This window comes from Kineobactrum salinum, from assembly GCF_010669285.1.
Lineage (GTDB): Bacteria > Pseudomonadota > Gammaproteobacteria > Pseudomonadales > Halieaceae > Kineobactrum > Kineobactrum salinum.
Genome location: NZ_CP048711.1, coordinates 1,151,742 through 1,175,791, shown reverse-complemented (window position 1 = coordinate 1,175,791; position 24,050 = coordinate 1,151,742). Strand labels below are relative to the sequence as shown.

Here is a 24,050-nt window from a genome sequence, read left to right as displayed (position 1 = left end):
CCATCGGTGGTGTTGTGGCTGTGGCGGCGCCAGGCCTCGGCCTGAGTACCGGTGGCCGCCAATGGTGCAGTACTAGTCCCCTTCCTCTGCCGCAAACCGCAGCAGCGCTGCCCGGGTCACCTCGAAGGCCGCGGCGCGGTCACCAACTCCCTGCAACTCGATCTGCTTGCGGCCCGCGGGCAGCTGTTTGTAGACAGTGAAGAAGGCTTGCAGACGCTGTAATTCGATCTCCGGCAGGTCGGTAATATCCCGTACCCTGGTGTAAGCAGGGTCCACCTCATCCGCCGGTACCGCGACCAGCTTGTCATCCTGCTCACCGCCGTCCAGCATTTTCAAAATGCCGATCGGGCGTACGCGGATCAGGGCGCCGGGCACTACCGGCTCGCGGGTATACACCAGCACATCCAGCGGGTCGTTGTCACCCGCCAGGGTGGATGGCAGGGTACCGTAATTCGCGGGATACACTACGGGCATGGACTGGAAACGGTCCACCAGCAGGTGGCCGGTCGCGGCGTCCAGTTCGTACTTGGTGGTGCTGCCGGCGGGGATTTCCACTTGTCGGGTGACGCCAGCGGGCGAGGGCTTCGAGCCCGACCACGTTGCCATCCTTCATTGAAACCTGTGGCTGATAGGCGAGGAAGAACTCTTCACGCTCGAGCGCAAGCCGCAGCTCCTCGCCCATGGCTGAACGCTCCATGACCTGATCATCCAGGTCGCTGGAATGGAAGCGGTACTGGTTGCGGCCTTCATCCTTGGCACGGTACAGGGCCAGGTCGGCCTGTGACAACATGCTGTCCGGGCCGGTACTGCCCTGGGTAAAGGGACAGATGCCGATGCTGGTGGTAACGTGTACCTCGCTATCTCCCAGGGTGTAGGGACGTATGATGCTTTTCAGCAGGGACTGCGCCAGCGTGCCGGCGTTTTCCGGCTCATTGATTTCCGTCTGCAAAATGGCGAATTCGTCTCCGCCCAGGCGCGCTACCAGGTCGGTATCCCGGGTACAGTCCTGCAGGCGGGCGGAGACCTCCCTGAGCAACTGGTCGCCAGCGGGGTGGCCCAGGGTGTCGTTGATGGTCTTGAAGTGATCCAGGTCCATAAAGAGTATGGCGAAGGGTTTGGCGCCGCGTTTCGTGGCCGCATAGGCCTGGCGCAGCCGCTCGGTGAACGTGGCCCGATTGGCCAGCCCTGTCAGTGCATCAGTCCGCGCCAGGGTTGCTATTTTATCCTCGGCCGCCTTGCGTTCGGTGACATCGATAATGATGCCTTCGACCTCGATCAGCCGTCCTTCACTGTCTCTGACGGGCGTATAGCGGTTCTCCACCCACCGGAAGCTGTTTTCCCCGGTCTTGAGCCGGAATTCGATTGACGCGCCTTCGACAGCAGGTTCCATCATGCGCGCCATCGCGGATTTTACGTTTTCCCGGTCTTCTTCCATGACCAGGCTTTCGATCCACTCGGTGGAATTGTCCAGGGAGTCGGGCTCGTGGTTGAACTTGGTGATGTTGTGGGAGATATAGATCAGCGGGAAGCTGGGGATTCCTTTCAGCCGGTAGAGTATGGTTGGCGAATTCTGCACAATGGTATTGGCATCTGCCAGTTCCTGGACATAGCGGGCGCGGGTCATGGAAACGCCGATCAGGTTGGCCAGGGTGTTGAGAGTGTCGGTTTCAGCCCAGTTCCATTTGCGCTTTTCGCTGGCAGAGTCAATGAAGACTATGGCGCCCCAGTATTTATCCTCGACTTCCACAGGGACCATCAGGAAGTTGTGCATGCCGGCATGCCTGTAGGCCTCGCGCCTGGCGCTGGGCATTTCGTCAACAGAAAATTCGACTGTGCTGCCGCCGACTATCTGCATGGCTGTCTTGGGATAATGGTCGCTGATGCCAAAATTCTGGAATTCCGGCGTATTGATAAAGGTATCCTGGCCTGGGGTGTGCCATTCGTTGTCGATATGGGCAAGAATCCGCCCCTGGGGATCCGGCTTGAGTGACAGCAGCTGAACACGGGCCACCGAAACAGTTTGACCGATAAGCTCAAGGACGGCATTGATCGCCTCCTCATGCTGGTGGGTACTGAGCAGCAGTCCGGCACTTCTGGTGACGGCGCTGAGCATGGCGTCATGTTCACGCAGTGTCTTTTCAGCCTGCTTTCTTTCCCGTAGTTCCTGCTCCAGGCGTTCATTGGCGGTGCTCAGTTCGCTTGTGCGCAAGGTAACGGTGTCTTCCAGCTCCTGGCGATACCGGGTCAGTTGCTCGTTGCGCTCGTGCATCCGGGCCGCTTCTCGTTCGATGGTGGCACGCTGCTTCAGCGCGCGAGTCAGGAAATAGGTGAGTATCAGAAAGGCCAGGGATATGACAGCGGTGATGATGATGCGCTGGCGCAGGGCCTGTTGCCAGTCGGCGAGCGCTTCAGCCCTGGGGAGCGCAGCATGGACGGTAAAGCCGGCACGGGCTTCTTCCACCTTGATCATATCGGTATCCGGGGCCGCCGGCATGCCGCCAAGCACTTCACCTTCGGAGGTAACCCAGATACTGGCAGCAGGGTATTGCAGCAGGGCGCGCCAGATGGCATCGGTGCGGCTGTCGTTGATGGCCTGCGGGTTGTCGCGGCCGGCCTGTTCGGCCAGTTCATTGAAATCGGCCAGGGTGATGGCGGTGATTTCCAGCTGGCTGAGGGCCCGTTCCAGGGTAAAGTCCCGTTCGGCCAATGACAGCAGGGCGATGACGCCCCACAGGGCGGCAAGTGCAAGAGCAACAATGACCAGTATCAACTGGTAGAGAAACTCGCTGTGCCTGACCTTATTATTGGAAAACATAGCCGGGATCACGTTTGTGGATCAACCTGACAGTAAATAGTAGCGATCAGTTCCCTCCCGGAGGGGGCCTGATGGCAGCTGGAACAATGCATATAAAGCCGCCGGATACTGTCGATGAGAAGTATATAAACTGATCATGAAGCAATCCAGCGCGAAAAGCCATCCCTGCTGCCTGGCTGACGGCGTCAGTGGTTCAGGGAGCAGGAATAATCGGGGTTGCTTGTGTGTCGGAGTAGTTTGTGCTCTGTTCACTGCCTGCGGTGATGGCGACTGTGGATGAGGTGAATCCTGTTCCGTTCCAGCGCCGCCTGTGTGTATGGCGGCCTGCACCGGCCCTGCCGCCGCTCAATCGGCGGTATCGCCCTGGTCCTGGCGGGCATTGTGCCAGGAGGAGACCACCAGCGAAGCAATGACCTCCACTTCCTTGTTGTTGCGCGGCGCGTAGATCATCACCGTGTCGGGCGAGACGGTAGGCCGTCCGGCCAGGGGGTGCGGTTCCGCCCAGCCAGCTTCTATCGCGGCAGTGCGCAATGGTTCGGGCAGAATCGCATGCAGGCTGCCATCATCCTCCACATGAACATGGGCGAATTCGTTGTTTAGCAGAAAGGCGCGATCCGACCCACAGGCATGGGTCCCCTCCATGTACAGGCCCACAGTGCCCGGCGGGGCACGCATGCTGCCGCCGGTATAGACGTGTGGCAGCGCGCTGATTTCGGCGACCAGGGCGGCGCTCAACGCCGCAGCTTCGGCGGGCGGCGGTAACTGGTCGATCTGGCTGTGCGGGGCGCACGGCGTAGTGCGGGGCCGGTCTCCCGGCCGCACCGGCAATGCATTCGCGTCTGCGGCCCTGGTTTGTGATGCTTCCGACATGATGTGGAATCTCCGTTACACCCGCCCTTGGCGGGCCTGCTGCATTCAGGTAGATTTGGCTGCGGCAATCGCCACCGAACAATAACAGTAAACAACGGCCGATTTGTCTATCAGATGCTTTGCCAAAACGGTGGTTTCAGGAGGCTTCATGAATAATACCAGTGGCCTCAGTCGAAGCGGGGCATCCAGCCGCCGGAGTCTTTCCAGCGGTTGACGATTTCACAAAACAGCTCTGCGGTGCGCTCGGCATCGTAGGCGGCGGAGTGAGCCTCGGCACTGTCGAAGGCGATACCTGCCTCCTTGCAGGCCTTGGCCAACACGGTCTGGCCGTAGGCCAGCCCCGCCAGGGTGGCGGTGTCAAAGAAGGAAAACGGGTGAAATGGGTTGCGCTTGATCCCGCAACGCGCCACTGCTGCGTTGACGAAGCCGGCATCGAAATGGGCATTGTGGCCCACCAGGATCGCCCGGTTGCAGGCCTGATCGCGGATTTCCTTGCGCACTACCCGAAACAGTTCCTCGAAGGCTTCCGCCTCGCTCACCGCTTCGCGGAACGGGTGCCAGGGATCGATGCCGGTGAAGTCCAGTGCGGCCTGCTCGATATTGGCGCCTTCGAAGGGCACGACATGGAAGTTCCAGGTGCGGTGCACTGCCATGTTGCCGTCCTCGTCCATGCGCACGATGGTGGCGGCAATTTCCAGAATGGCGTCGGTGGCGGCGATAAAACCGCCGGTCTCGATGTCGATAACCACCGGCAGGAAGCCGCGGAAACGCTCGCAGATGCGCTGCCCGCTGGTCTCACTCAAACCGGATTGCCCGGGTTCAGTACCTGCCACTGCAGTGTCTCCCCGGCCCGCAGGGGTACCAGCGTGGCCTCGCCCAGGGGCAGGCTGGCGGCGGCCTGCCAGGACTGCCTGCGCAAGGTGATGGTATCGTTGTTGCGTGGTAGTTGGTAAAAGTCCGGCCCGAAGTGAGAGGCAAAAGCTTCCAGTGCCGGCAGCGCACCGGCCGCCTCGAATACCTCCGCATACAGTTCAATCGCCGCATGCGCGGTGTAGACCCCGGCACAGCCGCAGGCGGTTTCCTTGTGGGCGCTGCTGTGGGGCGCGGAATCCGTGCCGAGAAAGAATTTTGGACTGCCCGAGCAGGCGGCACGCACCAGCGCCTGCTGATGCGAGTTGCGCTTGAGCACCGGCAGGCAGTAGTAATGCGGACGGATCCCGCCCACCAGCAGGTCGTTGCGGTTCAGCAGCAGGTGATGAGCTGTTATGGTGGCGGCCACGGTGGCGGGTGCGGCGCTGACAAAATCCACCGCATCGGCGGTGGTGATGTGCTCCAGCACCACCCGCAGGCCCGGAAAGCGCTGCACGATGGGAGCCAGATAGCGGTCGATGAACACTTTCTCCCGGTCGAAGATATCCACGGCCGGGTCGGTGACCTCGCCGTGGACCAGCAGCGGCAAGTCAGCTGTCTCCATCGCCGCCAGGGTCGGGAACAGCTGCTCCAGATCCGCCACGCCGGCCTCGGAATTGGTGGTCGCCCCGGCCGGGTACAGCTTGACTGCATGCACAAATTCGCTGTCCGCTGCGCGCCGGATTTCCTCAGCGTCAGTCTGGTCGGTCAGGTACAGGGTCAGCAGCGGTTCGAACTGGCGTGGCAAGCCGGTCATGGCGGTGATGATCCGCTCGCGGTAGGCCGCGGCCGCGGCCACGGTGGTGACCGGCGGGCTCAGATTGGGCATCACGATGGCGCGGCCGAAGTAGCGCGCCATATCGGCACAGGTATGGGGCAGGGCGGCGCCGTCTCGCAGGTGTACATGCCAGTCGTCGGGGCGGGTGAGAGTGAGTTCGGTCACGGCAGGCCTGGACAGGGAAGTTTCAGGTGTGATGGTAACGTAAAGGCCCCTCCACTGGAACACGCACTGGGAATCGGCACTTTCCGCGAGTAGAATACCCTCCCTTTTGAATGCGCTGGAACGGAGTGTGCTATGTCTGATGTCAACAAAGTGGTGCTGGCCTATTCCGGCGGTCTTGATACCTCGGTGATCGTGCGCTGGCTACAGGACAACTACGCCTGCGAAGTGGTCACTTTCACCGCCGATATCGGCCAGGGCGAGGAAGTGGCGCCGGCGCGCGCCAAGGCCGAGGCCCTGGGCGTAAAGGAAATCTACATTGACGATCTGCGCGAGGAATTCGTGCGCGATTTTGTATTTCCGATGTTCCGCGCCAATACCGTCTACGAGGGCGAATACCTGCTGGGCACGTCCATCGCCCGGCCGCTGATCGCCAAGCGCCTGATCGAGATTGCCAACGAGACCGGCGCCGATGCCATTTCCCACGGAGCCACCGGCAAGGGCAACGACCAGGTGCGATTCGAGCTGGGTGCCTACGCCCTGAAGCCCGGCATCAAGGTGATAGCCCCCTGGCGGGAGTGGAACCTGACTTCCCGCGAGACCCTGATGGCCTACTGCGAAGAGCGCGATATCCCGGTCGATTTCAGCAAGAGCAAGAAGAAGTCGCCTTATTCCATGGATGCCAACCTGCTGCATATCTCCTACGAGGGGGGCATCCTGGAAGACCCCTGGGCGGAGGCCGAAGAAGACATGTGGCGCTGGAGTGTGAGTCCGGAAGCTGCGCCGGACACCCCGACCTATATCGAGCTGGACTTCGAGCGCGGCGACATCACGGCCATCGATGGCGAGCGCCTGAGTCCGGCTACAGTGCTGGAGCGTCTCAACAAGGTCGGCGGCGCCAACGGTATTGGCCGCCTGGATCTGGTGGAAAACCGCTACGTGGGCATGAAATCCCGCGGCTGCTACGAAACTCCCGGGGGCACCATCATGCTGAAGGCTCACCGTGCGATCGAGTCCCTCACGCTGGACCGGGAAGTGGCCCACCTGAAGGACGAGCTGATGCCGCGCTATGCCGAGATAATCTATAACGGCTACTGGTGGTCACCGGAGCGGCAGATGTTACAGGCCGCGATCGACCAGACCCAGGCGTCGGTAAATGGCAAGGTTCGCCTGAAACTGTACAAGGGCAATGTCATTCTGGCCGGCCGTCAGTCCGCCGACAGCCTGTTTGACGACGCCATCGCCACTTTCGAGGACGACGCGGGTGCCTATAACCAAAAAGACGCCGAGGGCTTTATCAAGCTCAACGCGCTGCGCATGCGTATCGCCGCCAACAAGGGTCGCACATTGTTCTGAGCTGTGCGCATCAGGGGGGACTTCAGGCAATGGTCAGTGATTGATAACCCGCTATGGCCTGTGCCTGGTGGGTGATGGCGATCACGCCACAGCTGGACTGAAGGGCTTCCAGCCCGGGATCGCAGTCCCGCATTTGCGAATATAACGACTTGTCGGTCGGAAAACTGCCGCAATGCGCCGGGAAAACTGGTCAGCTATAGTCCGGATATGGTAGTTATGGATATTACCCCGTCGTAACTTGACTGTATCGACGCCCTTTGATTGAGCAGGAAGATCAATAACATGCCTGCACAGCTGAAATTTGTCATTGTCCGAGGCTTGAGGAGGCGGAGCCCCGGCTTCTCTTTTCGCAATCTGAGGTTTTTATCGTTTACCCTGCTCCTGTTGCTGCTGCCACTAAAGGCGACGGCATTGGCACCAACAGCCCTCGCTGACCTCACCCTGGAGCAGCTTGTCAACATCGAGGTGACCTCGGCCTCGCGGCGGGCACAACCGCTGCTGCAGGCACCCACCTCCCTGTTTGTGATAACCAGCGAAGACATCCGCAGCTACGGCGCCCGTTCGATTCCCCAGGCGCTGCGTCTGGCCCCCAATCTGCAGGTGGCGCGTGTCAGTGCCAGCGAATACGCCATTTCCTCTCGCGGCTTCAACAACAGTGCCGGCAACAAGTTGCTGGTGCTTATCGATGGCCGTTCGGTGTATTCCCCGCTGTTCTCCGGCGTGTTCTGGGATGTGCAGGACACAGTGATGGAAGATATCGAACGGATCGAAGTGATCAGCGGGCCCGGTGGCACATTGTGGGGCACCAATGCGGTGAACGGCATTATCAACGTGATCACCCGCAAGGCCAGCGAGACCCAGGGGTTGCTCGTCAGCGGCGGTGCCGGCACTGACGAGTCACAGCTCGCCATCCGCCAGGGCGGTCCACTGGGCGACAACGGCCATTTCCGGCTGTACGGCAAGTACCTGGACCGCGACCGGACGCGATCGGCCGCTGGTGGCTACCGCAATGACAGTTGGCACCAGGGTCAGCTGGGCTTTCGTGCGGACTGGCAGGCCGAGCGGGATCAGTACCAGGTGCAGGGCAATGTCTACGATGGCAGCATCGGCCAGCCCGCTCCCGGAGTGATTGTGACGGGCGCTCCGTTCGCGCTGGGCAGAATCGGGGTGTCCGGCGCCAACCTTTCCGGCCGTTGGGACCGCAAGCTGGGCGGTAGTGAGACGTTGTACCTGCAAGCCTATTACGACCGCAGCCGGCGTCGTGTACCACCGACCTTTGCCGAAACCCTGGAAATTCTCGATCTGCAGTTCCAGCATGCGCTGCGTCCCTCCCGCGACCACGCTGTGGCCTGGGGTGTCGAATACCGTTACGCGATGGACCGGCTGCAGAACAGTGAGTTTGTCGCCTTTCTCCCGGCAGACAAGAACCTGAGCTGGCTGAGCCTGTATGCCCAGGACGAATACTCGGTGACGGACGAGGTGCGCCTGACCGCAGGCGTGAGGGTCGAGCGTAACGACTATACCGACTATGAATTTCTGCCTGGCCTGCGCGCGGCCTGGAATCCCTCGCAGGAACACCTGTGGTGGTCCGCGGTTTCCCGCGCCGCGCGCTCGCCGTCACGCCTGGACGCGGATACCCGCATTCCGGGTGAGCCGCCCTTCCTGCTGGATGGCGGGCCCTCGGTGCGATCCGAGATCGCCACGGTCTACGAAGTCGGCTACCGTGGTCAGCTGCGGGAGAACCTCTCCTACAGTGCCACGGTCTTTTATGCCGACTACGACCATCTGCGCAGTCAGGAAATTGCCCCCAGCGGTACCTTTCTGGTTTTTGGCAATGAGGCCGAGGGCTCAACCCGGGGAGTGGAGATGTGGGCTTCCTATCAGGCCACTCCCAACTGGCGCCTGACGGCCGGCCTGTCCGCGCTGGATATGGACCTGAAGCTGAAGCCGGGCAGTACCGACCCGGTGGGCCCGCAGGCCCTGGGCAATGATCCGGACTTCCAGTGGAATCTGCGCTCCACGCTGGATATCACTGCCACACTGGAACTGGATGTTACCATGCGCCGGGTGGGCCATCTGCCCGCCCCGCGGGTGGAGGCCTACACCGCGGTGGACGCGCGCCTGGGCTGGCAGCCTGCAGCAAACCTGGAAGTCTCGCTGATCGCCGACAACCTGCTGGATGAGCGGATCTCGGAATTCACGGTTATCACCGAGCAGAGCGAACTGCGTCGCGCCATCTACTGCAAACTCGTGCTGCGGCTGCCCTGAGCATGGTCGTTGTGTCTGGCCAGGCACGGCAGAACAGCGGGTCCTGGAGGCATGCCTGGTGGGTCGCTGTCCTGGCCATTTTCGTTGGTCTGGTGCTGGCCTCTGCGCCGGCAGCTTCGCAGCCCGCCTTTGCTTCCGAGCACAGTCTGAAAGCCGCGTTCATCTACAAATTCATCGGCTATGTGGATTGGCCGGCACAGGCCTTCGAGTCAGAGCAGGCACCGATTGTGATTGCGGTACGCGGCGACGACCGGTTACTTGCGGAGCTGCGGGAGATCGTAGCTGACCGCTTCGTCAAGGACCGTCCCCTGGTGGTGGCGGACGCGGCTGGTGAAGCGCGCGCACAAGCTGCGCATGTACTGTACGTGGCGGGATCTCCCGACCACTACCTGCCGGAGCTGCCGCCTCAGGATACCACCGGTGCGACGCTGTTGATTACCGAGTTTGAGGGGGCACTGGACGCCGGCAGCATGATCAACTTTCGCACCGTGGATCGCCGGCTGCGGTTCGAGGTCTCGTTGGAGTCAGCGGAACGCGAGGGCCTGAAGCTGAGCTCCAGGCTGCTGGCTGTGGCACTGCACGTGCGCACGGGAGGCCCCTGAATGTTTGCGCGCATCACCAGTTCCATCCGCAACAAACTCATCCTCGTGGTATTGGCGACAAACCTGGTGGCCCTGTTTGTCGTCGGTCTGATCCTGGTGCTGTACGAGCGGCAAAGCTATCAGGAGACTCTACGCAATGAGTTGACTGTGCAGGGGAAAATCATTGGCCTCGCCAGTGCCGCCGCACTGCAGTTCGATGACCCCCAGTCGGCAGATGCCTATCTGCAGTTGCTCGAGGCCCAGCCCTCGATCGCCGCCGCTGCCATCTATACTGCCACGGGCAGAGTCTTTGCCAGCTTCCGTAACAGCGAGACAGCGGACGAATCCCTGCCGCCGATTCCGAGGACCGAGGGCTACGCTCTGGATGGCAATTCACTACGGATGTTCACGCGTATTCTTCACGAGGATGAAATCCTCGGTACCGTATACTTGCAGGCCCACTATCGTTGGCAGGAACGCCTGTTCAGCTATGCCGGAATTCTGGCTGCGGCAATGGTGTTCAGTATGGTGGTGGTATTCTTCGTTGCGGCCGGGTTGCAGTCCAGTCTGACCCGTCCCATTCTGGCTGTGTCCGATATCGCCCGCCGGGTCATCGCCGACAGGGACTATTCGCTGCGGGCCGAGAAGTCCTCTACCGATGAGATCGGAGTCCTTGTCGATGCCTTCAACGGGATGCTGGCTGAGATTGGTGTACGCAACGATGCCGCACAGCGCGCCAACCAGGCGCTGGAGCACCAGGTCGAGGAGCGCCTGAAGGCGGAGGAGAGTGTGCGTCAGCTCAATGCAGAGCTGGAACAGCGGGTGTCGGAGCGCACCGCGCAGCTGGAACGGGCCAACCAGGAGTTGGAGTCCTTCAGTTATTCGGTGTCGCACGACCTGCGGGCGCCGCTGCGTGCGATCACCGGCTTTGCCAACCTGCTGGTCGAGGATCATGGAGCGCTACTCAATTCGGAGGCACAACGCAAGCTGACCATAATCCAGCGTGAGTCGTTGCGCATGGGGTCACTGATCGATGACCTGCTGGCATTCTCCCGGCTCGGTCGCAAGGTGCTCAATGTGCAGTTGCTGGATATGACCGCGATGGCCAGGGAGACTTATGCAAGCTGTGTGGAGGGCCAGGCCAATACCGGGCTCGAACTGCAGTTGTCCGAGCTGCCCATGGTGCAGGGGATCCCGTCCTGATGGGCCAGGTTTGGGTGAATCTGCTCTCCAATGCCGTCAAGTTCAGTGCCAACCGGGAGCATCCGCTTATCGAGATCAATGCGATCACGGATGACAAGGAAAATATCTACTTTGTCCGCGACAATGGTGCGGGTTTTGATCCACGCTATCAGAACAAGTTGTTTGAAGTATTTCAGCGCCTGCACGATGCCAGTGAGTTTCCCGGTACCGGCGTCGGCCTGGCGCTGGTCCAGCGGATTGTCGCGCGCCACGGTGGCCGTGTCTGGGCGGTCAGTGAACCGGATAGCGGCGCGACCTTTTATTTTGCATTGCCGAGGGAACCTGTCCATGAAGAGCTATGAACACGTCAGGATACTGCTGGTGGAAGACAGTGAGCTGGATGCGGAACTGACCATCCATGCGCTCAAGGATGGCAAGCTGGCAAACGCCATCGATTGGGTGAAGGACGGGCAGCAGGCGCTGGACTTCCTGTTTCACGAAGGCGAGTACAGCAACTCTCCGCCCAACCCACCGCAGCTCATATTGCTGGATCTGAAGATGCCCAGGGTCAGCGGTATCGAGGTATTGCGCGTGATCAAGGCGGACTCGCGCACCCGCAGAATCCCCGTCGTCATCATGACCTCTTCGCAGGAGGACAGGGACATCGCCGAGGCCTATGATCTCGGGGTGAACAGCTATGTTGTGAAGCCGGTGGACTTTACTGCCATGACCAATATTGCCCGCCAGGCCGGTTATTACTGGCTGGCGATCAACAAGAGCCCCGTCACTTGAAAGGACAATGGAAGCAGGAAGGCTGGACCGTGCCCCGAGTAGCAATCACTCGCTGTATGGACTGAACGTTATGAGACTTGATCACGTGAAAATATTGTCTGTCGAGGACTCGGAGCTCGATGCCGAACTGTGCCGCCGGCAGCTTGAATTGACTGAGTTGTCATTTGATATCAGGCGAGTGTGGTCGCGGGCCGGCCTCGAAGAGGCCCTGGCGTCATACCGGCCGGACATTGTGCTGTGCGATTTCAGCCTTCCCGGTGCCTTTGACGGCTTCACCGCGCTGGCCATGGTCAAGCAGCAGGACGCCGATATTCCGGTGATCTTTGTGTCCGGCACCATCGGTGAGGATCTGGCGGTGGAAACACTGCGCATGGGAGCGACAGACTATGTTCTGAAGCAGAGGTTGGAACGTCTGGGGCTGGTAGTAACCCGGGCCCTGCGCGAAGCCGCTGAACGGCGTGCGCTGCAGGTTGCCGAGGACTCCCTGCGCGACAGTGAACGGCGGTTCCGGCAACTGGCGGAGAATATCCGGGATGTCTTCTATCTGGTGGATGTCGAGGCCTCCCAACTGCTGTACATCAGCCCCGCATTTGCCGACATCTGGGGGCGCAGTTGCGACAGTCTGTACCGGGATCCCGGCGGCTGGACGAATGATCTGCACCCCGACGACAGGGAGGCAGTGCCCGCCTCCCATCTGCAGCGCCTCAAAGAGGGCAAGTTCGAGCTGGAGTACCGGGTCCTGCGCCAGGACGGACAACTGCGCTGGATACGGGACCGCATTTTCCCAGTGCCCGAGCCCGGTGGCGGCCCCCGCAGAGTGGCGGGGGTGGCTGCCGATATTACCGCCAGCAAACGGTCCCAGCGCCACATTGAGCGTCTCAACCGCCTGTACAGTGTGCTCAGCGGCATCAATTCCCTGATCGTCAGGGTCAGTGACCGGGATGAATTACTGGAAGAGACCTGCCAGATCGCCATTGATCCGGGGCGTTTCAATACGGTCTGGGTGGGCTTGCTGGAGGACGATGGCGCCAGCGTCTCGGCTGCCGCTGCTGCCGGTGGCTCCGAGGAATTCTTTGACAAATTGTTGTCCACGGTCAATGCGCCGCCCGCCGACCAGCGCTGTCTGGTCACGGAAGTGCTGGCGTCTGGCAACGCGGTATTGGTCAATGATCTCGAGCAGGACTTCGAGGGTCTTGCCATGCACCAGGAACTGCGGGAAGCGGATATACGGGCTGTTGCCGTGATGCCATTGAAGATTGGCGGGAAGGTTATTGGTGTGCTTGGCCTATGCGCCTCAGAGGCTGAGGTCTTCGACGACGAGGAAATGCGCCTGGTATCCGAACTGGCCGATGACATCGGTTTCGCGCTGGATTTTCTCGCCAAGGGAGAGCGCTTGAACTACCTCGCTTTCTATGATGTCGTCACCAGTCTTCCGAACCGGACACTGTTCACCGAACGTATGAACCAGCAACTGCGGATTGCGGCCTCGCAGAAAACCCGGGTTGCACTGGTCATGATAGATATCAATCGCTTCCGGCTGATCAATGGATCCCTGGGGCGCAGTGTCGGTAACATGCTGTTGAAGGAAGTGGCTGATCGCCTGTTGGCGGTATGGCCTGATGGCGACAATGTCGCCCACGTTGGTGCCGATTGTTTTGCCGGTACCCTGGTTGATATCCGGGACGAAGCCGTGGCTGCACACGCGCTCGAGGATGTTGTGGCTGCCCTGACCGACGGCTCCTACTTTGTCGCGGGTAACGAGGTGTCTGTAACGGTCACCGCGGGCATAGCGATCTTTCCAGTCGACGGCGGCACTGCCGAGCCGTTGTTCGGGAATGCGGAATCGGCCCTGAAGAAAGCCAAGTTATCCGGTGAGCGCTACCTGTTCTACCAGCCGTCCATGAACGAGAAAGTGGCCGATACTTTCCTGCTGGACAACAAGTTGCGGCGGGCGGTGGACCGAGGGGAATTCGTGCTTCACTACCAACCCAAACGCGACATGACGACGGGGCAGGTATGCGGGCTGGAGGCCCTCATTCGCTGGAACAGTCCCGAAGATGGGCTGGTGGCGCCAGGGAAGTTCATCCCCATGCTGGAGGAGACCGGGTTGATCCTGGAAGTGGGTGCCTGGGCCTTCGGCCAGGCAGCGCTCGAACGGCAGCGCTGGCAGGCCACCGGGATGCCGACTCCGCGGATCGCTGTCAATGTCTCGGCGATCCAGATCCGGCGGGCGGATTTTGTGCAGTCTGTGGTCAATGCCGTGCAGGCTGTAGGGGCTTCGCTGGAGGGTATCGATCTGGAGGTCACCGAGAGTCTGTTGATGGAAGACGTGAGCGGCAGCATAGAGAAACTCGAGGATTTGCGAAACCTGGGCGTCAATGTTGCCATCGACGATTTTGGTACCGGCTATTCCTCTCTCTACTATCTGGCACGGTTGCCGGTACAGTTCCTGAAAATCGACGGCTCATTCATTTACACGATGACTGCCAGTGGTCACAGCAAGATGATTGTCTCGACCATCATCTCGCTGGCGCATGCCCTCGGCATGCGGGTGATTGCCGAAGGGGTGGAAACCCGGGAACAACAGCAGTTGCTGGAGGCCATGCACTGCGATGAGATGCAGGGCTACCTGTTCAGCCGGCCGCTGCCGGCCGAACAGCTGGCGCCCTTCCTGTTGCAGCCGGGAGGCTGATCTCGCGGGCCGGGCAGGGCCCACAAGTGCGGCGGATCAGGCGAACTACTGGTCCTTGTGCACCTTGCCGCCCTTCATCACGAAGCTGACGTCCAGCAGGCTGTCGATCTGCTCCAGTGGTGACCGCTGCAGCGCGATCAAGTCCGCATACTTGCCCGGTTCCAGCGTGCCCAGGCTGTCGGACATGCCGAGCAGGTCGGCACTGTTGACCGTGGCAGAGACCAGGATATCCATCGGCGCCATGCCGGCCTGCTGCATCAATACCGCCTCCTGGGCATTGTCGCCGTGGGCTGACACGCCAGAGTCCGTGCCGAAGGCGACCTTTACACCGGCTTCATGGGCCTTGGCGAAGTTGGCCTGCATCGCGGCGCCGACGGCAATGGCCTTTTCCTTGATCGCCGGGCTCATGAAGTCCGATTCTTCCGCCATGGTCTTCACCGTCTGGCCGGCCAGCAGCGTGGGCACCAGGTAGGCGCCGCTGGACTTGAACAGCCTGATCGATTTCGGCCCCACGTAGGTGCCGTGTTCAATGCTGTCCACCCCGGCCTCCAGCGCGGCGATGATGCCCTCTTCATGGTGGGCATGGCTGATTACCTTGCGGCCCATGCGGTTGGCTGCCCGCACGACCTCTTTCAGTTCATCCATCTCCATCTGCTGGCCAGTGCCGGTGGCACGGTCGGACAGCACACCACCGGTGGAGGCGATCTTGATCAGGTCGGCACCGAACTTGATCGCATCGCGGGTGGCGCGGCGACAGTCATAGGGGCCGTCGCAGACCGTGCGGTTGGTGTACAACTCCATCAGCTCCGGCTTCATGCCGCTGATATCGCTGTGCCCCCGGTAATGCCGACACCGCCGGCGGCAATGATCCGCGGTCCGTCAATCCAGCCCAGGTTGATGGCATCGCGCAGCGCGTACATCTCCTGCGCATGGGAGCCCGCATCGCGCAGCGTGGTGAAGCCCGCATCCAGCGTGCGCAGCGCGTACATCAGCGACTTCATCTGCACCAGTTGCGAGGAGTACTTCAGGTCTTCGCTATCGTTCTTGGGCCCCAGCTCACCCTGCAGGTGAACATGCATGTCCATCAGGCCGGGCATCACGAAGCGGTCCTTCAGGTCGATCAGCGTAGCGTCGCTACCGAAGCCGTCGGCATCCTGGTAGCCGTCCAGCACCTGGCTTACCTTGTCGTCGACAATGACCAGCGTCTGTTCGGTCCTGGGCTGCTCTCCCGGCACTGCCAGCAGTGTGCCTGCGTGGATAACCGTGGTGCCGGCCAGGGCCTGCAGGCTGCTGCCCGCCAGCAGCGCTGCGGCGAGAGCGGTTTGCAGCAGGCGACGGCCGATAGAGGGGGGATGACTGGACATGGTGGTTCTCCTGAGAATGGATTGCCGCAGGCTATAAAGCAGCGCGCTGCATGTCAAAGCATTCCGCGCCGGATTCAATGAAAATTTCGCGACTGCAGGTGCAGCTCCGCCAGCGCTTCACTGTAGTCGTAAAGGGCGCCGGCGATAATATGGGTGACGTTGTCCTTCGTTTCCAGGGTGCCCTTCACCAGCAGCAGCTGGCCGCTCATCAATTCGCGCCGGAAATGCTGCTGGGTGCGCGACCAGACAACGACATTGCTATTGCCGGTTTCATCCTCCAGGGTCAAAAACAGCACTCCCGAGGCCGTGCCCGGCCGCTGCCGGCAGGTGACCAGCCCGGCAATGCGGACAAAGCCGTGATTGGCCACCGTGTGCAGCTCCGCGTGCCGCTTGCAGCGGTTGAATGGATAGCGCTCCCGCAGCAGGCTCAGCGGATGGGCGCGCAGAGTGACGCCGGTGGTACGGTAATCGGCCAGCACTTCCTCGACAACTGTGGGCGCCGGCAGCTGGGTCGCATCATTGAAATAACTTCCCGGCTGCTGCTGTTCTTCCTGCAGCAGGGGGCGGACCTGTTCCAGTGCCATGATCTGCCACTGGGACTGGTGCCGATGACCGCTGAGAGAGGCCAGTGTATCGGCATCGGCCAGCGCCTCCAGATCGCGCCGGTCCAGCCTGGCACGCTGGCGCAATTGGCTGACTTGCCGGAAAGGGCCCCGCGCCCGCGCCTCCACAATCCGTTGCGCGCTTGCGCGATGCAGGCCCCGCACCAGTCGCAGGCCCAGGCGGATGGGTGGCTGCGCTGCGCTCTGGCTGTCCAGCAACTGGTGGTCCCACTGGCTCTGGTTGATGTCGACCGGCAGCACCACCACGCCGTGGCGGCGGGCATCCTGCAGTAACTGCGAGGGCGAATAAAACCCCATCGGCTGACTGTTCAACAGGCCCACATAGAAGGCCGCCGGATGGTGGCATTTGAGCCAGCAGGAGATCCAGGCCAGCAGCGCGAAACTGGCCGAGTGTGACTCGGGGAAGCCGTAGCCACCAAAGCCCTTGATCTGCTCGAACAGGCGGTGGGCAAAATCTTCGTCATAGCCGCGCTCCAGCATGCCGTTGACCAGCTTGTCGCCAAAGTCCAGCAAGCGGCTGTTTTTGCCCCAGTTGGAAATGGCCCGGCGCAGCTGGTCCGCCTCGCCGCCACTGAAGCCCGCCGCCACCATGGCTAGCTTGATCACCTGTTCCTGGAAAATGGGTACTCCCAGCGTGCGTTTCAATACCGCTTCGATTTCCCTGCTGGCATACTCGACCTGCTCCGGGTGCTGACGGCGGGTCAGGAAGGGGTGCACCATGTCGCCCTGAATGGGGCCCGGACGCACGATGGCAATCTGGATGACCAGGTCGTAGAAACAGGCCGGCTTCAGTCGCGGCAGCATGGACATCTGTGCCCGCGACTCCACCTGGAATACCCCGATCGTATCCGCCTGCTGCAGCAGACGGAAGGTGGCGGGATCATCTTTCGGGATGTCGGCAATACTCCTGATGGCAGGGTGGTCGCGCTGCACCAGTTGCAATGTCTTGCGGATGGCCGACAGCATGCCCAGCCCCAGCACGTCCACCTTCAGCAGGCCCAGCGATTCGATATCCTCCTTGTCCCACTGGATGACAGTGCGGTCCGGCATGCTGGCGTTCTCCACCGGCACCAGTTGGGAGATGGGCCCCCGGCTGATCACAAAGCCGCCTACATGCTGGGACAGGTGGCGGGGAAAACCCAGGATCTCCTGCACCAGGCGATAGAACAGCTCCGCCAGCTGACCGTGCCCGGCCAGGCCCTGCTCTTCGAAGCGCTGGACCAGGTCGCTGCTGCGGTCCCACCAGGCCATGGATTTGGCCAGGTCATCCACGAATACCGCATCCAGCCCCAGTGCCTTGCCCACATCCCGCACTGCACTGCGGGAACGGTAGGTGATTATCGTCGCCGCCAGCGCCGCCCGCTTGCGGCTGTACTTGTCGTAGATGTACTGGATTACCTCCTCGCGGCGCTCGTGCTCGAAATCCACATCGATATCCGGCGGTTCGTCCCGCTCCCGGGAGATAAAACGCTCGAACAGCAAGGTGATCTGCCGGGGCGAGATCTCGGTGATGAACAGGCAATAACAGACTATCGAATTGGCCGCCGAGCCCCGGCCCTGGCAGAGAATGTCCCGCCCGCGGGCAAAGCGCACAATGTCGTGGACGGTGAGAAAGTAATACTCGTAGTCCAGCTCGCTGATCAGCTTCAGTTCCTGTTCGATGCGCACCTGGATCTGCGTCGGCACCCCATCGGGCCAGCGCCGGGCGCTGCCCTCCGCCACCAGTTGCCGCAGATAGCTGTTGGCGGAATGCCCCGCCGGCACGACTTCCTCCGGGTATTCATAGCGCAACTCATCCAGGCTGAACTGGCAGCGGTTGGCGATATCCACCGTGGCCGCCAGCAGGGCAGGGGGTAGAGCCGCCGCAGTTGCCGCAACTGGCGCAAATGCTGCTGGCTGTTGGCCAGCCGGCGCCGCCCCAGCCGGGCCACCGAGGTGTTGTGGCGCAGTGCGGTAAACACATCGTGCAGCGGCTTGCGCGTGGCCCGGTGCATCTGCACATTGCCACAGGCCACCATCGGCAAGTCCAGTGCCTGTGCCAGTGCGTACAGCCGCCGATAGCGCGCGACCTCATCGTTGCCCAACACATGCGTAACCCCCAGCCATACCCGGCCCTTGCACAACCGTGCCAGCTGCAGACCATAGCCCTGCTCGATTGCAGTCGCCGCCGGCATATCGCCTCGGCTCGAGTCGTCCGCGCTGCCTTCAGCATCAGTGCGGGCGTCGCGGTCACCTCCATCCGGCCCGTCGCCCCTGGCGGCCCCGGCATCACCCCGTGGCAGCCAGATCAGCAGGCAGCGCTTGAGATGAAACACTACATCCCGCAATGCCAGCCGGTACTCCCCCTTCGGGCTGCGCCGCCGCGCCAGGCTGATCAACCCCGACAATTCGCTGTAGGCTGCCCGCGACGGCACCAGTGCCAGCAACCGGATGCCTTCGACCAGGTTCAGCTCACTGCCGATAATCAACGGCAGCCCCTGTTCCTTCGCTGCCACATGGGCCTTCACCACCCCGGCCAGTGAGCACTCATCAGTAATTGCCAGCGCCGCATAACCCAGTTCTGCGGCGCGCTGCACCAACTCCTGCGGCTGCGAGGCGCCGCGCAGGAAGCTGTAGCAGGAAAGACAGTGGAGTTCGGCGTAGGACATGGGGGCTCAGCGGGCAAGGGACCTGGGGGATGTCCAGACACCCTCGCCGGCGGGTAGCTGCCCGGGCAGCCGGACAGCAGCGGATGGCCGCGCAAGGCGAATATGGGGCATGTGAAATTCCGATAAAGCTGTATGTATATGGGTCTTCCCCTATTCGGGTGGATCCATAGCCATTTCCCCGCTCTCCCCCTAAAATACCAGGCTCTAAATTGTCGGAATTGGCCTGGTTAGTCAATGGATGAATTGTCACTCTACGAACGCATTCTTGGGCTTCGTGATCCTTGGGCTGTTGAGCATGTCGAGCTGTCCGAGGACGAGGTGGTTCATGTGTATATCGAGTACGATCGGGATACTGAAATCCTCTGTCCTGCGTGTGGTTCGGCATGTCCCCGTTACGACACCCGCGATAAGAGTTGGCGACATCTGGACACTTGTCAGTTCCAGACCATTGTCCATGGCGCTGTGCCCAGGGCTCAATGCCATGAGCATGGCGTCTTACAGGTCGATGTTCCTTGGGCAGAAAGGAATTCCCGATTTACGCTTCTGTTTGAAGCGATGGCGATCAAATGGCTCAAAGAAGCCAGTATCAATGCAGTGAGCCGTCGCTTAGGACTCAGCTGGAATGCCATCGACGGAATCATGCGCCGTGCGGTAGAGCGTGGTCTGTCTGCCCGCCAATCGGTGGATTACCACCATATTGCTGTTGATGAAATTAGCAGCAAGAAGGGACACAGGTATTTAACCATTATCTCCAATGATTCAGGTCAGGTAGTTGATATCCGGGATGATCGCACTAAAGGCAGTCTCGGTGACTTCTATAAAAGCCTGTCGGAGTGGGATCTAAAATCAATTGAAACCGTCAGCATGGATATGTCGCCGGCGTACCTTTCGGCCACCAAAGAGCACTTGAGTGATTGGGATCAAAAAATCTGCTTTGATAAATTTCATGTGGCTATGGACCTAAACAAAGCCGTTGATGCCATCAGGAAGCAGGAGATGCGATGCGTCCCAACCGATTATAAAAAGCCTTTACATCTATCTCGCTTTAGTTGGTTGCGCTCCGAGGCCAGTTTAAAACGCCACCACCGAGACACCATTAGTGCGCTTTCTAAAGTGGCAAAGAAAACAGCTCGAGCATGGGCAATTAGGCAGTACGCGATGCAGTTATGGAATTACTCGAGTCGGGGCTGGGCTCAGAGAGCTTGGAGCCGTTGGTATAGCTGGGCAGCCAGATGCCGGCTGGGTCCGATTAAAACAGTAGCCGCCAGCATTAAAAAGAACCTTTGGGGCATCATTAATGCCATTGTTCATGGAAAAAGCAATGCTGGAGCAGAAAGTATCAACAGCAGAATCAAGCTGCTAAAGGTTCGCGCGCGAGGGTTTAGAAATAAAGAGCGCTTTAAGACAGCGATCCTGTTTCATTTGGGAGGCTTACGCCTATTGCCCGCCCACCTGAATTAGGGAAGACCCATGTATATACAGTACTATAGCTGGGCAGATTTTCAAGAGCGCATTTATTTTCGTTCAGTCGCAATCTGAACTATGGTCCACCATCGTCGGACTCTACGCGGTTTCTGCCCCTGGCCTTCGCCCGGTAGAGCGCATCATCCACTCGTTTTTCCAATGAGTCGGAATTTTCACCTGGTTTGAGTTCCACCACACCGAAACTCGCGGTGACGGCTCCGATTCCGGCAAACTGGTGTTGAGCGATGGTTTCGCACAACTTGTCTGCGACGCGCTCTGCCGCCGCCAGCCCTGATTGCGGCAGCAACACCATGAATTCCTCGCCGCCCCATCGCGCCTGGACATCGGAGCTGCGGATACTGTCGTTGACCAGACCCACCACAGTTCGCAGAACGCGGTCACCGCCATCGTGACCGAAGTGATCATTGATGTCCTTGAAATGATCAAGGTCATACATTATCAGGGACAAAGTGGTGCCATATCGACTGGAGCGTATGAGCTCGTCTTCCAGTATCCGGTTGAATTCCTGCCGGTTGACTATGCCTGTAAGACCATCTGTGGTGGCGAGCCTGTGAATTTTCTCCTCAATCCTCTTGCGCTCGGTGACATCCCTGACAATGCAGAAAATCAGTTTTTTCCCTTTATAAAAGGCGCCGTTATTACTGAGCTCTACATCAATGATTTTTCCGTCTTTCCGGCGTTGTTGGGTCTCGATATGGGCGCCTGAGGTGTCAACCACTCGGAGTAACTCCAGGATTTCCTCCTTGCTGAACTGAATATCCCAGTCCCATACATGCAGTTTGGCTGTCTCTTCTGGTGAATAACCCAGCATGTCGGAATATCGTTGGTTTGCCCTGTATACGCTGCCGTCCATTTCAAGTACTACGAGTCCATCCCGGGACTGCTCGAACAGTATCCGCCAAAGCGCGAGCTCATCGCTGATCAGATCTTCGACCTTGCGTTCTTTTTCCATCTGCAAGTCCGGCATAAAGGCTCATGGTCCGAATCGCCGGGATACGGTAGCCGGCTGTCTGGAAGCGAGCGTGACATTTCGCGGCGCCCAACTGTCCCTCCGATCTTATAGGTGAATCGCCGGGAAGTCGAAAAGCGACAGGTTGCCAGCCCGACTCCACGACAGCAGCGTCAGGGCTTGCATTTTCAAATAAGCAGTTATATAAATACTTATGTACTTGCGGCTTTGGTGACTGTATGACCCAGGATTTTCTGGATGAGCTCGGCGAACTGGCCCTGGGAAGCCGCCTCAAGCGACTGTCCGAACACATGATGGCTGACGCCGCCAATGTCTACCGCCACTTCGGCCTCGATGTGCAACCCAAGTGGTTTACGCTGCTCGCCCTGCTCTACCAGAAGGATCGCATCGGCGTGATGGAGGCCGCGGACTACCTGGGGTTATCGCAGCCAGCAATCAGTCAATTTACCCACCAGTTGGTGGAGCAGGGATTGATCAGTACCGATCCCTGTGAGCGGGATTCGCGGCGCAGGCTGCTGGCGCTGACTGACAAGGGCAGGGCGCAGGTCGAGTGCATGCAGCCGATGTGGCGTGCTGTGCACCGGGCCGCGGAGCAACTGTGTACTGAACTGGACAACGACTTCTACCATGCACTGCAGAAATGCGAACAGGCCCTCGCTCGCAAATCCCTGTTGCAACGTACTCTGGAGTTTTACGATGAGCCCACGCGATCTTGAAATTCTTCCCTTTGGCCCTGAGCTGGCGCCGTATTTCCAAACCATCAACCAGCAGTGGATAGAGAGCATGTTTAGCCTGGAGGCTACCGACGTCGCCATGCTGGAAGATCCGGTGGCGAAGGTGATCGCCCCCGGTGGCAAGATCTGGTTCGCCCGCCATCCGCAGCATGGTGTGGTCGGTACCTGTGCCCTGCTCAAGCAGGAGGCGGGAGTCTACGAGCTGACCAAGATGGGCGTCACCGAGAGTGCCCGCGGTTTGAAGGTGGGCGAGCAACTGCTGCAGTATGTGCTGGCGCGAGCCGGGCAGATGAACATGCAGTGCCTGTTCCTGCTGACCAACCGCCGCTGCGAGGCGGCCATTCATTTGTATGAAAAAAACGGTTTCCGGCATTGCGAGGACATCATGCAGCGATTCGGTAGCGCCTACGAGCGCTGTAACGTCGCGATGCGGTATGTCGGTATTTAAAAGCTCCCATGCCCGCCTCAGATGTCGCAGGGTGGCTACGGTTTGGCTTCACTGATACTTTGATTTGCATTGTCGGTGCTATACTCCGCTGCGATCCGGGAATGATTCTGTCATTCCTGCCTTGCACTTCATCTTCGGCGAGCCGTACTGTTAAGGCACCTCTGATTAATTCGGCAGTGCCTCAGCGGAGCCTCTGGCGCGCACTGGCAAGGCGCGGTGCGAAGGTCAAGGCTGGTTGTCCTTGACGAGTGCCGCAACGCAGACCAGTGTGCGCCAGAGGCCCGCCCTGCGGGGCTTTGCCTTGCCGACCGCGTCAAGGCAAAGCCTGAGGCGCTACCGAATTAATCAGAGGTGCCTTAAATGAATTCACCGCAATCCGTTTCCCGCAATGCGCTGGTACTTGGTCTGGCCTTTATCAGCGGCTTCATCATCATGTCTGTCGAGCTGCTGGGCGGCCGGATACTGGCTCCGTACTTCGGCAGCAGCATTTATGTGTGGGCAGCATCATCACGGTGTTCATGCTCTCCCTGTCACTGGGCTACCTGTGCGGGGGCGCCTGTCGCTGTATCATCCCAACCTGAAGCGCTACGGCAGTTTCTATCTGATCGCGGCGGCCCTGCTACTACCCCTGATCTTCCGGGGCAACAGCATCATGGAAGCGGTGTTTCTGCGCATTGAAGATCCGCGCTACGGCTCCTTTGTAGTCTCCATGCTGTTGTTTTTTCTGCCCACTGCGGTACTGGGGATGATAGCTCCCTACTCGGTGCGGCTGCTGGTCAGTGACAGGCATCACAGTGGCCAGGTGGCCGGCCTGCTGTACTTCGTTTCCACACTGGGCAGTGCTCTGGGTACCCTGGGCACATCGTTTTATTTCGTGTTGTGGTTCGAAGTGAATCAGATACTGGCTACCATGTGCCTGATACTGACCCTCAGCGGCGGCCTGGCCGTGTTCTCGGGGTACAAAATTCAACGACTACAGGATCTTCAGACTACTTCGTGAACGCGCTCAATGTACTACGTTGCGGATTGCCACCCTTACTGATCAGCCTGATCCTGCTGGTGTTTTCGTATACCGCCGGGGCACAGAAGGGTGTGCGAATCATTCATCAGGAACGCTCTCTCTACCGTAATATCCTCGTCACCGAAGACGCCAACCGGCGTTGCATGCGCTTCACTATCACCGAACGGCGCGGCCAGAACCAGAGTTGCCGTTACCTGGACGATTACGACAAGCTGGTGTTTCCCTATCCGAAGATGGTGCTTTCCAGTCTGATGGTGCAGGACAACCCTGAACGTATTCTCATTATCGGCCTGGGCGGGGTACGCTGATCAATACCTACAGCACACTGTTTCCCGAGGCCAGGATCGTCGTT

At 60.0% G+C, this 24,050-nt stretch carries 20 protein-coding genes and 1 pseudogene; 12 read left to right on the top strand and 9 right to left on the bottom strand.

Features of this window, described 5'->3' with window-relative positions; all coding sequences use genetic code 11:
- Window positions 1–72 precede the first annotated feature (72 nt).
- The 5 genes from G3T16_RS05020 to pyrC all read right to left on the bottom strand — a co-directional run bounded on the left by G3T16_RS05020 (window position 73) and on the right by pyrC (window position 5,537).
- Window positions 73–495, bottom strand: a complete 423-nt coding sequence (locus G3T16_RS05020) for an inorganic diphosphatase (protein ID WP_232059343.1) — start codon at window positions 493–495, stop codon at window positions 73–75.
- Window positions 419–2,815: a bifunctional diguanylate cyclase/phosphodiesterase gene (locus G3T16_RS22995; RefSeq protein ID WP_163494092.1), complete on the bottom strand. Its 2,397-nt coding sequence runs from the start codon at window positions 2,813–2,815 to the stop codon at window positions 419–421. Before G3T16_RS22995 ends, G3T16_RS05020 begins: the two co-directional genes overlap by 77 nt.
- Before the next feature lie 345 nt (window positions 2,816–3,160).
- Complete coding sequence (locus G3T16_RS05010) at window positions 3,161–3,685, bottom strand: luciferase domain-containing protein (protein ID WP_163494091.1); 525 nt, start codon at window positions 3,683–3,685, stop codon at window positions 3,161–3,163.
- A 167-nt stretch (window positions 3,686–3,852) separates the two neighbouring features.
- On the bottom strand, window positions 3,853–4,488 hold the full coding sequence (gene rnt / locus G3T16_RS05005; protein WP_163494090.1) for a ribonuclease T: 636 nt from the start codon (window positions 4,486–4,488) through the stop codon (window positions 3,853–3,855).
- Window positions 4,485–5,537, bottom strand: a complete 1,053-nt coding sequence (gene pyrC / locus G3T16_RS05000) for a dihydroorotase (RefSeq protein ID WP_163494089.1) — start codon at window positions 5,535–5,537, stop codon at window positions 4,485–4,487. The genes rnt and pyrC overlap by 4 nt, the downstream gene beginning before the upstream one ends.
- Window positions 5,538–5,669: 132 nt before the next feature.
- Here pyrC and G3T16_RS04995 point away from each other — a divergent pair, with 132 nt between their 5' ends.
- The 7 genes from G3T16_RS04995 (at window position 5,670) to G3T16_RS04965 (ending at window position 14,405) form a co-directional block, all read left to right on the top strand.
- Complete coding sequence (locus G3T16_RS04995) at window positions 5,670–6,890, top strand: argininosuccinate synthase (RefSeq protein WP_163494088.1); 1,221 nt, start codon at window positions 5,670–5,672, stop codon at window positions 6,888–6,890.
- A 411-nt stretch (window positions 6,891–7,301) separates the two neighbouring features.
- Window positions 7,302–9,158: a TonB-dependent receptor plug domain-containing protein gene (locus G3T16_RS04990; RefSeq protein ID WP_163494087.1), complete on the top strand. Its 1,857-nt coding sequence runs from the start codon at window positions 7,302–7,304 to the stop codon at window positions 9,156–9,158.
- 2 nt (window positions 9,159–9,160) lie between these two features.
- Window positions 9,161–9,760, top strand: a complete 600-nt coding sequence (locus tag G3T16_RS04985) for a YfiR family protein (protein WP_163494086.1) — start codon at window positions 9,161–9,163, stop codon at window positions 9,758–9,760.
- A complete protein-coding gene (locus G3T16_RS04980; RefSeq protein ID WP_163494085.1) occupies window positions 9,761–10,942 on the top strand; it encodes a sensor histidine kinase in 1,182 nt (393 codons plus the stop codon).
- Window positions 10,942–11,283 (top strand): sensor histidine kinase, encoded by a 342-nt coding sequence (locus G3T16_RS04975; RefSeq protein WP_163494084.1) that lies wholly within the window; start codon window positions 10,942–10,944, stop codon window positions 11,281–11,283. Before G3T16_RS04980 ends, G3T16_RS04975 begins: the two co-directional genes overlap by 1 nt.
- On the top strand, window positions 11,270–11,713 hold the full coding sequence (locus tag G3T16_RS04970; RefSeq protein ID WP_163494083.1) for a response regulator: 444 nt from the start codon (window positions 11,270–11,272) through the stop codon (window positions 11,711–11,713). The genes G3T16_RS04975 and G3T16_RS04970 overlap by 14 nt, the downstream gene beginning before the upstream one ends.
- Before the next feature lie 70 nt (window positions 11,714–11,783).
- Window positions 11,784–14,405 carry an EAL domain-containing protein gene (locus G3T16_RS04965; RefSeq protein ID WP_163494082.1) on the top strand — a complete coding sequence of 874 codons (2,622 nt, stop codon included), beginning with the start codon at window positions 11,784–11,786 and terminating at the stop codon, window positions 14,403–14,405.
- Between the two features lie 45 nt (window positions 14,406–14,450).
- Here the strand turns inward: G3T16_RS04965 and G3T16_RS04960 are convergent, their stop codons facing one another.
- The 3 genes and pseudogenes from G3T16_RS04960 to G3T16_RS04955 form a co-directional block, all read right to left on the bottom strand.
- A complete protein-coding gene (locus G3T16_RS04960; RefSeq protein ID WP_269473266.1) occupies window positions 14,451–15,221 on the bottom strand; it encodes an amidohydrolase family protein in 771 nt (256 codons plus the stop codon).
- Window positions 15,218–15,769 carry an amidohydrolase family protein gene (locus tag G3T16_RS22380; protein ID WP_269473265.1) on the bottom strand — a complete coding sequence of 184 codons (552 nt, stop codon included), beginning with the start codon at window positions 15,767–15,769 and terminating at the stop codon, window positions 15,218–15,220. The genes G3T16_RS04960 and G3T16_RS22380 overlap by 4 nt, the downstream gene beginning before the upstream one ends.
- Window positions 15,770–15,843: 74 nt before the next feature.
- A pseudogene (locus G3T16_RS04955) lies at window positions 15,844–19,040 on the bottom strand (error-prone DNA polymerase).
- Window positions 19,041–19,274: 234 nt separating this feature from the next.
- On the opposite strand from G3T16_RS04955, the gene G3T16_RS04950 reads away from it, so the two are divergent.
- The gene (locus G3T16_RS04950; protein ID WP_163493957.1) at window positions 19,275–20,501 is read left to right on the top strand and encodes an ISL3 family transposase; all 1,227 of its coding nucleotides are present in this window, start codon (window positions 19,275–19,277) and stop codon (window positions 20,499–20,501) included.
- Between the two features lie 79 nt (window positions 20,502–20,580).
- Here G3T16_RS04950 and G3T16_RS04945 read toward each other — a convergent pair whose 3' ends face one another.
- Window positions 20,581–21,477, bottom strand: a complete 897-nt coding sequence (locus G3T16_RS04945; protein ID WP_163494081.1) for a sensor domain-containing diguanylate cyclase — start codon at window positions 21,475–21,477, stop codon at window positions 20,581–20,583.
- Window positions 21,478–21,713: 236 nt separating this feature from the next.
- Here G3T16_RS04945 and G3T16_RS04940 point away from each other — a divergent pair, with 236 nt between their 5' ends.
- From G3T16_RS04940 to G3T16_RS20965, 4 genes are all read left to right on the top strand, one after another.
- A complete protein-coding gene (locus G3T16_RS04940; RefSeq protein ID WP_163494080.1) occupies window positions 21,714–22,211 on the top strand; it encodes a MarR family winged helix-turn-helix transcriptional regulator in 498 nt (165 codons plus the stop codon).
- A complete protein-coding gene (locus G3T16_RS04935; RefSeq protein WP_197911911.1) occupies window positions 22,192–22,677 on the top strand; it encodes a GNAT family N-acetyltransferase in 486 nt (161 codons plus the stop codon). The genes G3T16_RS04940 and G3T16_RS04935 overlap by 20 nt, the downstream gene beginning before the upstream one ends.
- Window positions 22,678–23,221: 544 nt before the next feature.
- Window positions 23,222–23,677, top strand: a complete 456-nt coding sequence (locus tag G3T16_RS04930) for a fused MFS/spermidine synthase (RefSeq protein WP_197911910.1) — start codon at window positions 23,222–23,224, stop codon at window positions 23,675–23,677.
- A complete protein-coding gene (locus G3T16_RS20965; protein ID WP_197911909.1) occupies window positions 23,674–24,006 on the top strand; it encodes a hypothetical protein in 333 nt (110 codons plus the stop codon). Before G3T16_RS04930 ends, G3T16_RS20965 begins: the two co-directional genes overlap by 4 nt.
- Window positions 24,007–24,050 lie beyond the last annotated feature (44 nt).

Excerpts from the sequence above, each read along its gene's own strand:
- G3T16_RS22995 (WP_163494092.1), bottom strand. The coding sequence starts at position 2,815 with ATGTTTTCCAATAATAAGGTCAGGCACAGCGAGTTTCTCTACCAGTTG.
- G3T16_RS05010 (WP_163494091.1), bottom strand. The coding sequence starts at position 3,685 with ATGTCGGAAGCATCACAAACCAGGGCCGCAGACGCGAATGCATTGCCG.
- G3T16_RS04995 (WP_163494088.1), top strand. The coding sequence starts at position 5,670 with ATGTCTGATGTCAACAAAGTGGTGCTGGCCTATTCCGGCGGTCTTGAT.
- G3T16_RS04985 (WP_163494086.1), top strand. The coding sequence starts at position 9,161 with ATGGTCGTTGTGTCTGGCCAGGCACGGCAGAACAGCGGGTCCTGGAGG.
- G3T16_RS04980 (WP_163494085.1), top strand. The coding sequence starts at position 9,761 with ATGTTTGCGCGCATCACCAGTTCCATCCGCAACAAACTCATCCTCGTG.
- G3T16_RS04975 (WP_163494084.1), top strand. The coding sequence starts at position 10,942 with ATGGGCCAGGTTTGGGTGAATCTGCTCTCCAATGCCGTCAAGTTCAGT.
- G3T16_RS04970 (WP_163494083.1), top strand. The coding sequence starts at position 11,270 with ATGAAGAGCTATGAACACGTCAGGATACTGCTGGTGGAAGACAGTGAG.
- G3T16_RS04965 (WP_163494082.1), top strand. The coding sequence starts at position 11,784 with ATGAGACTTGATCACGTGAAAATATTGTCTGTCGAGGACTCGGAGCTC.
- G3T16_RS04960 (WP_269473266.1), bottom strand. The coding sequence starts at position 15,221 with ATGAAGCCGGAGCTGATGGAGTTGTACACCAACCGCACGGTCTGCGAC.
- G3T16_RS22380 (WP_269473265.1), bottom strand. The coding sequence starts at position 15,769 with ATGTCCAGTCATCCCCCCTCTATCGGCCGTCGCCTGCTGCAAACCGCT.
- G3T16_RS04950 (WP_163493957.1), top strand. The coding sequence starts at position 19,275 with ATGGATGAATTGTCACTCTACGAACGCATTCTTGGGCTTCGTGATCCT.
- G3T16_RS04945 (WP_163494081.1), bottom strand. The coding sequence starts at position 21,477 with ATGGAAAAAGAACGCAAGGTCGAAGATCTGATCAGCGATGAGCTCGCG.
- G3T16_RS04940 (WP_163494080.1), top strand. The coding sequence starts at position 21,714 with ATGACCCAGGATTTTCTGGATGAGCTCGGCGAACTGGCCCTGGGAAGC.
- G3T16_RS04935 (WP_197911911.1), top strand. The coding sequence starts at position 22,192 with ATGAGCCCACGCGATCTTGAAATTCTTCCCTTTGGCCCTGAGCTGGCG.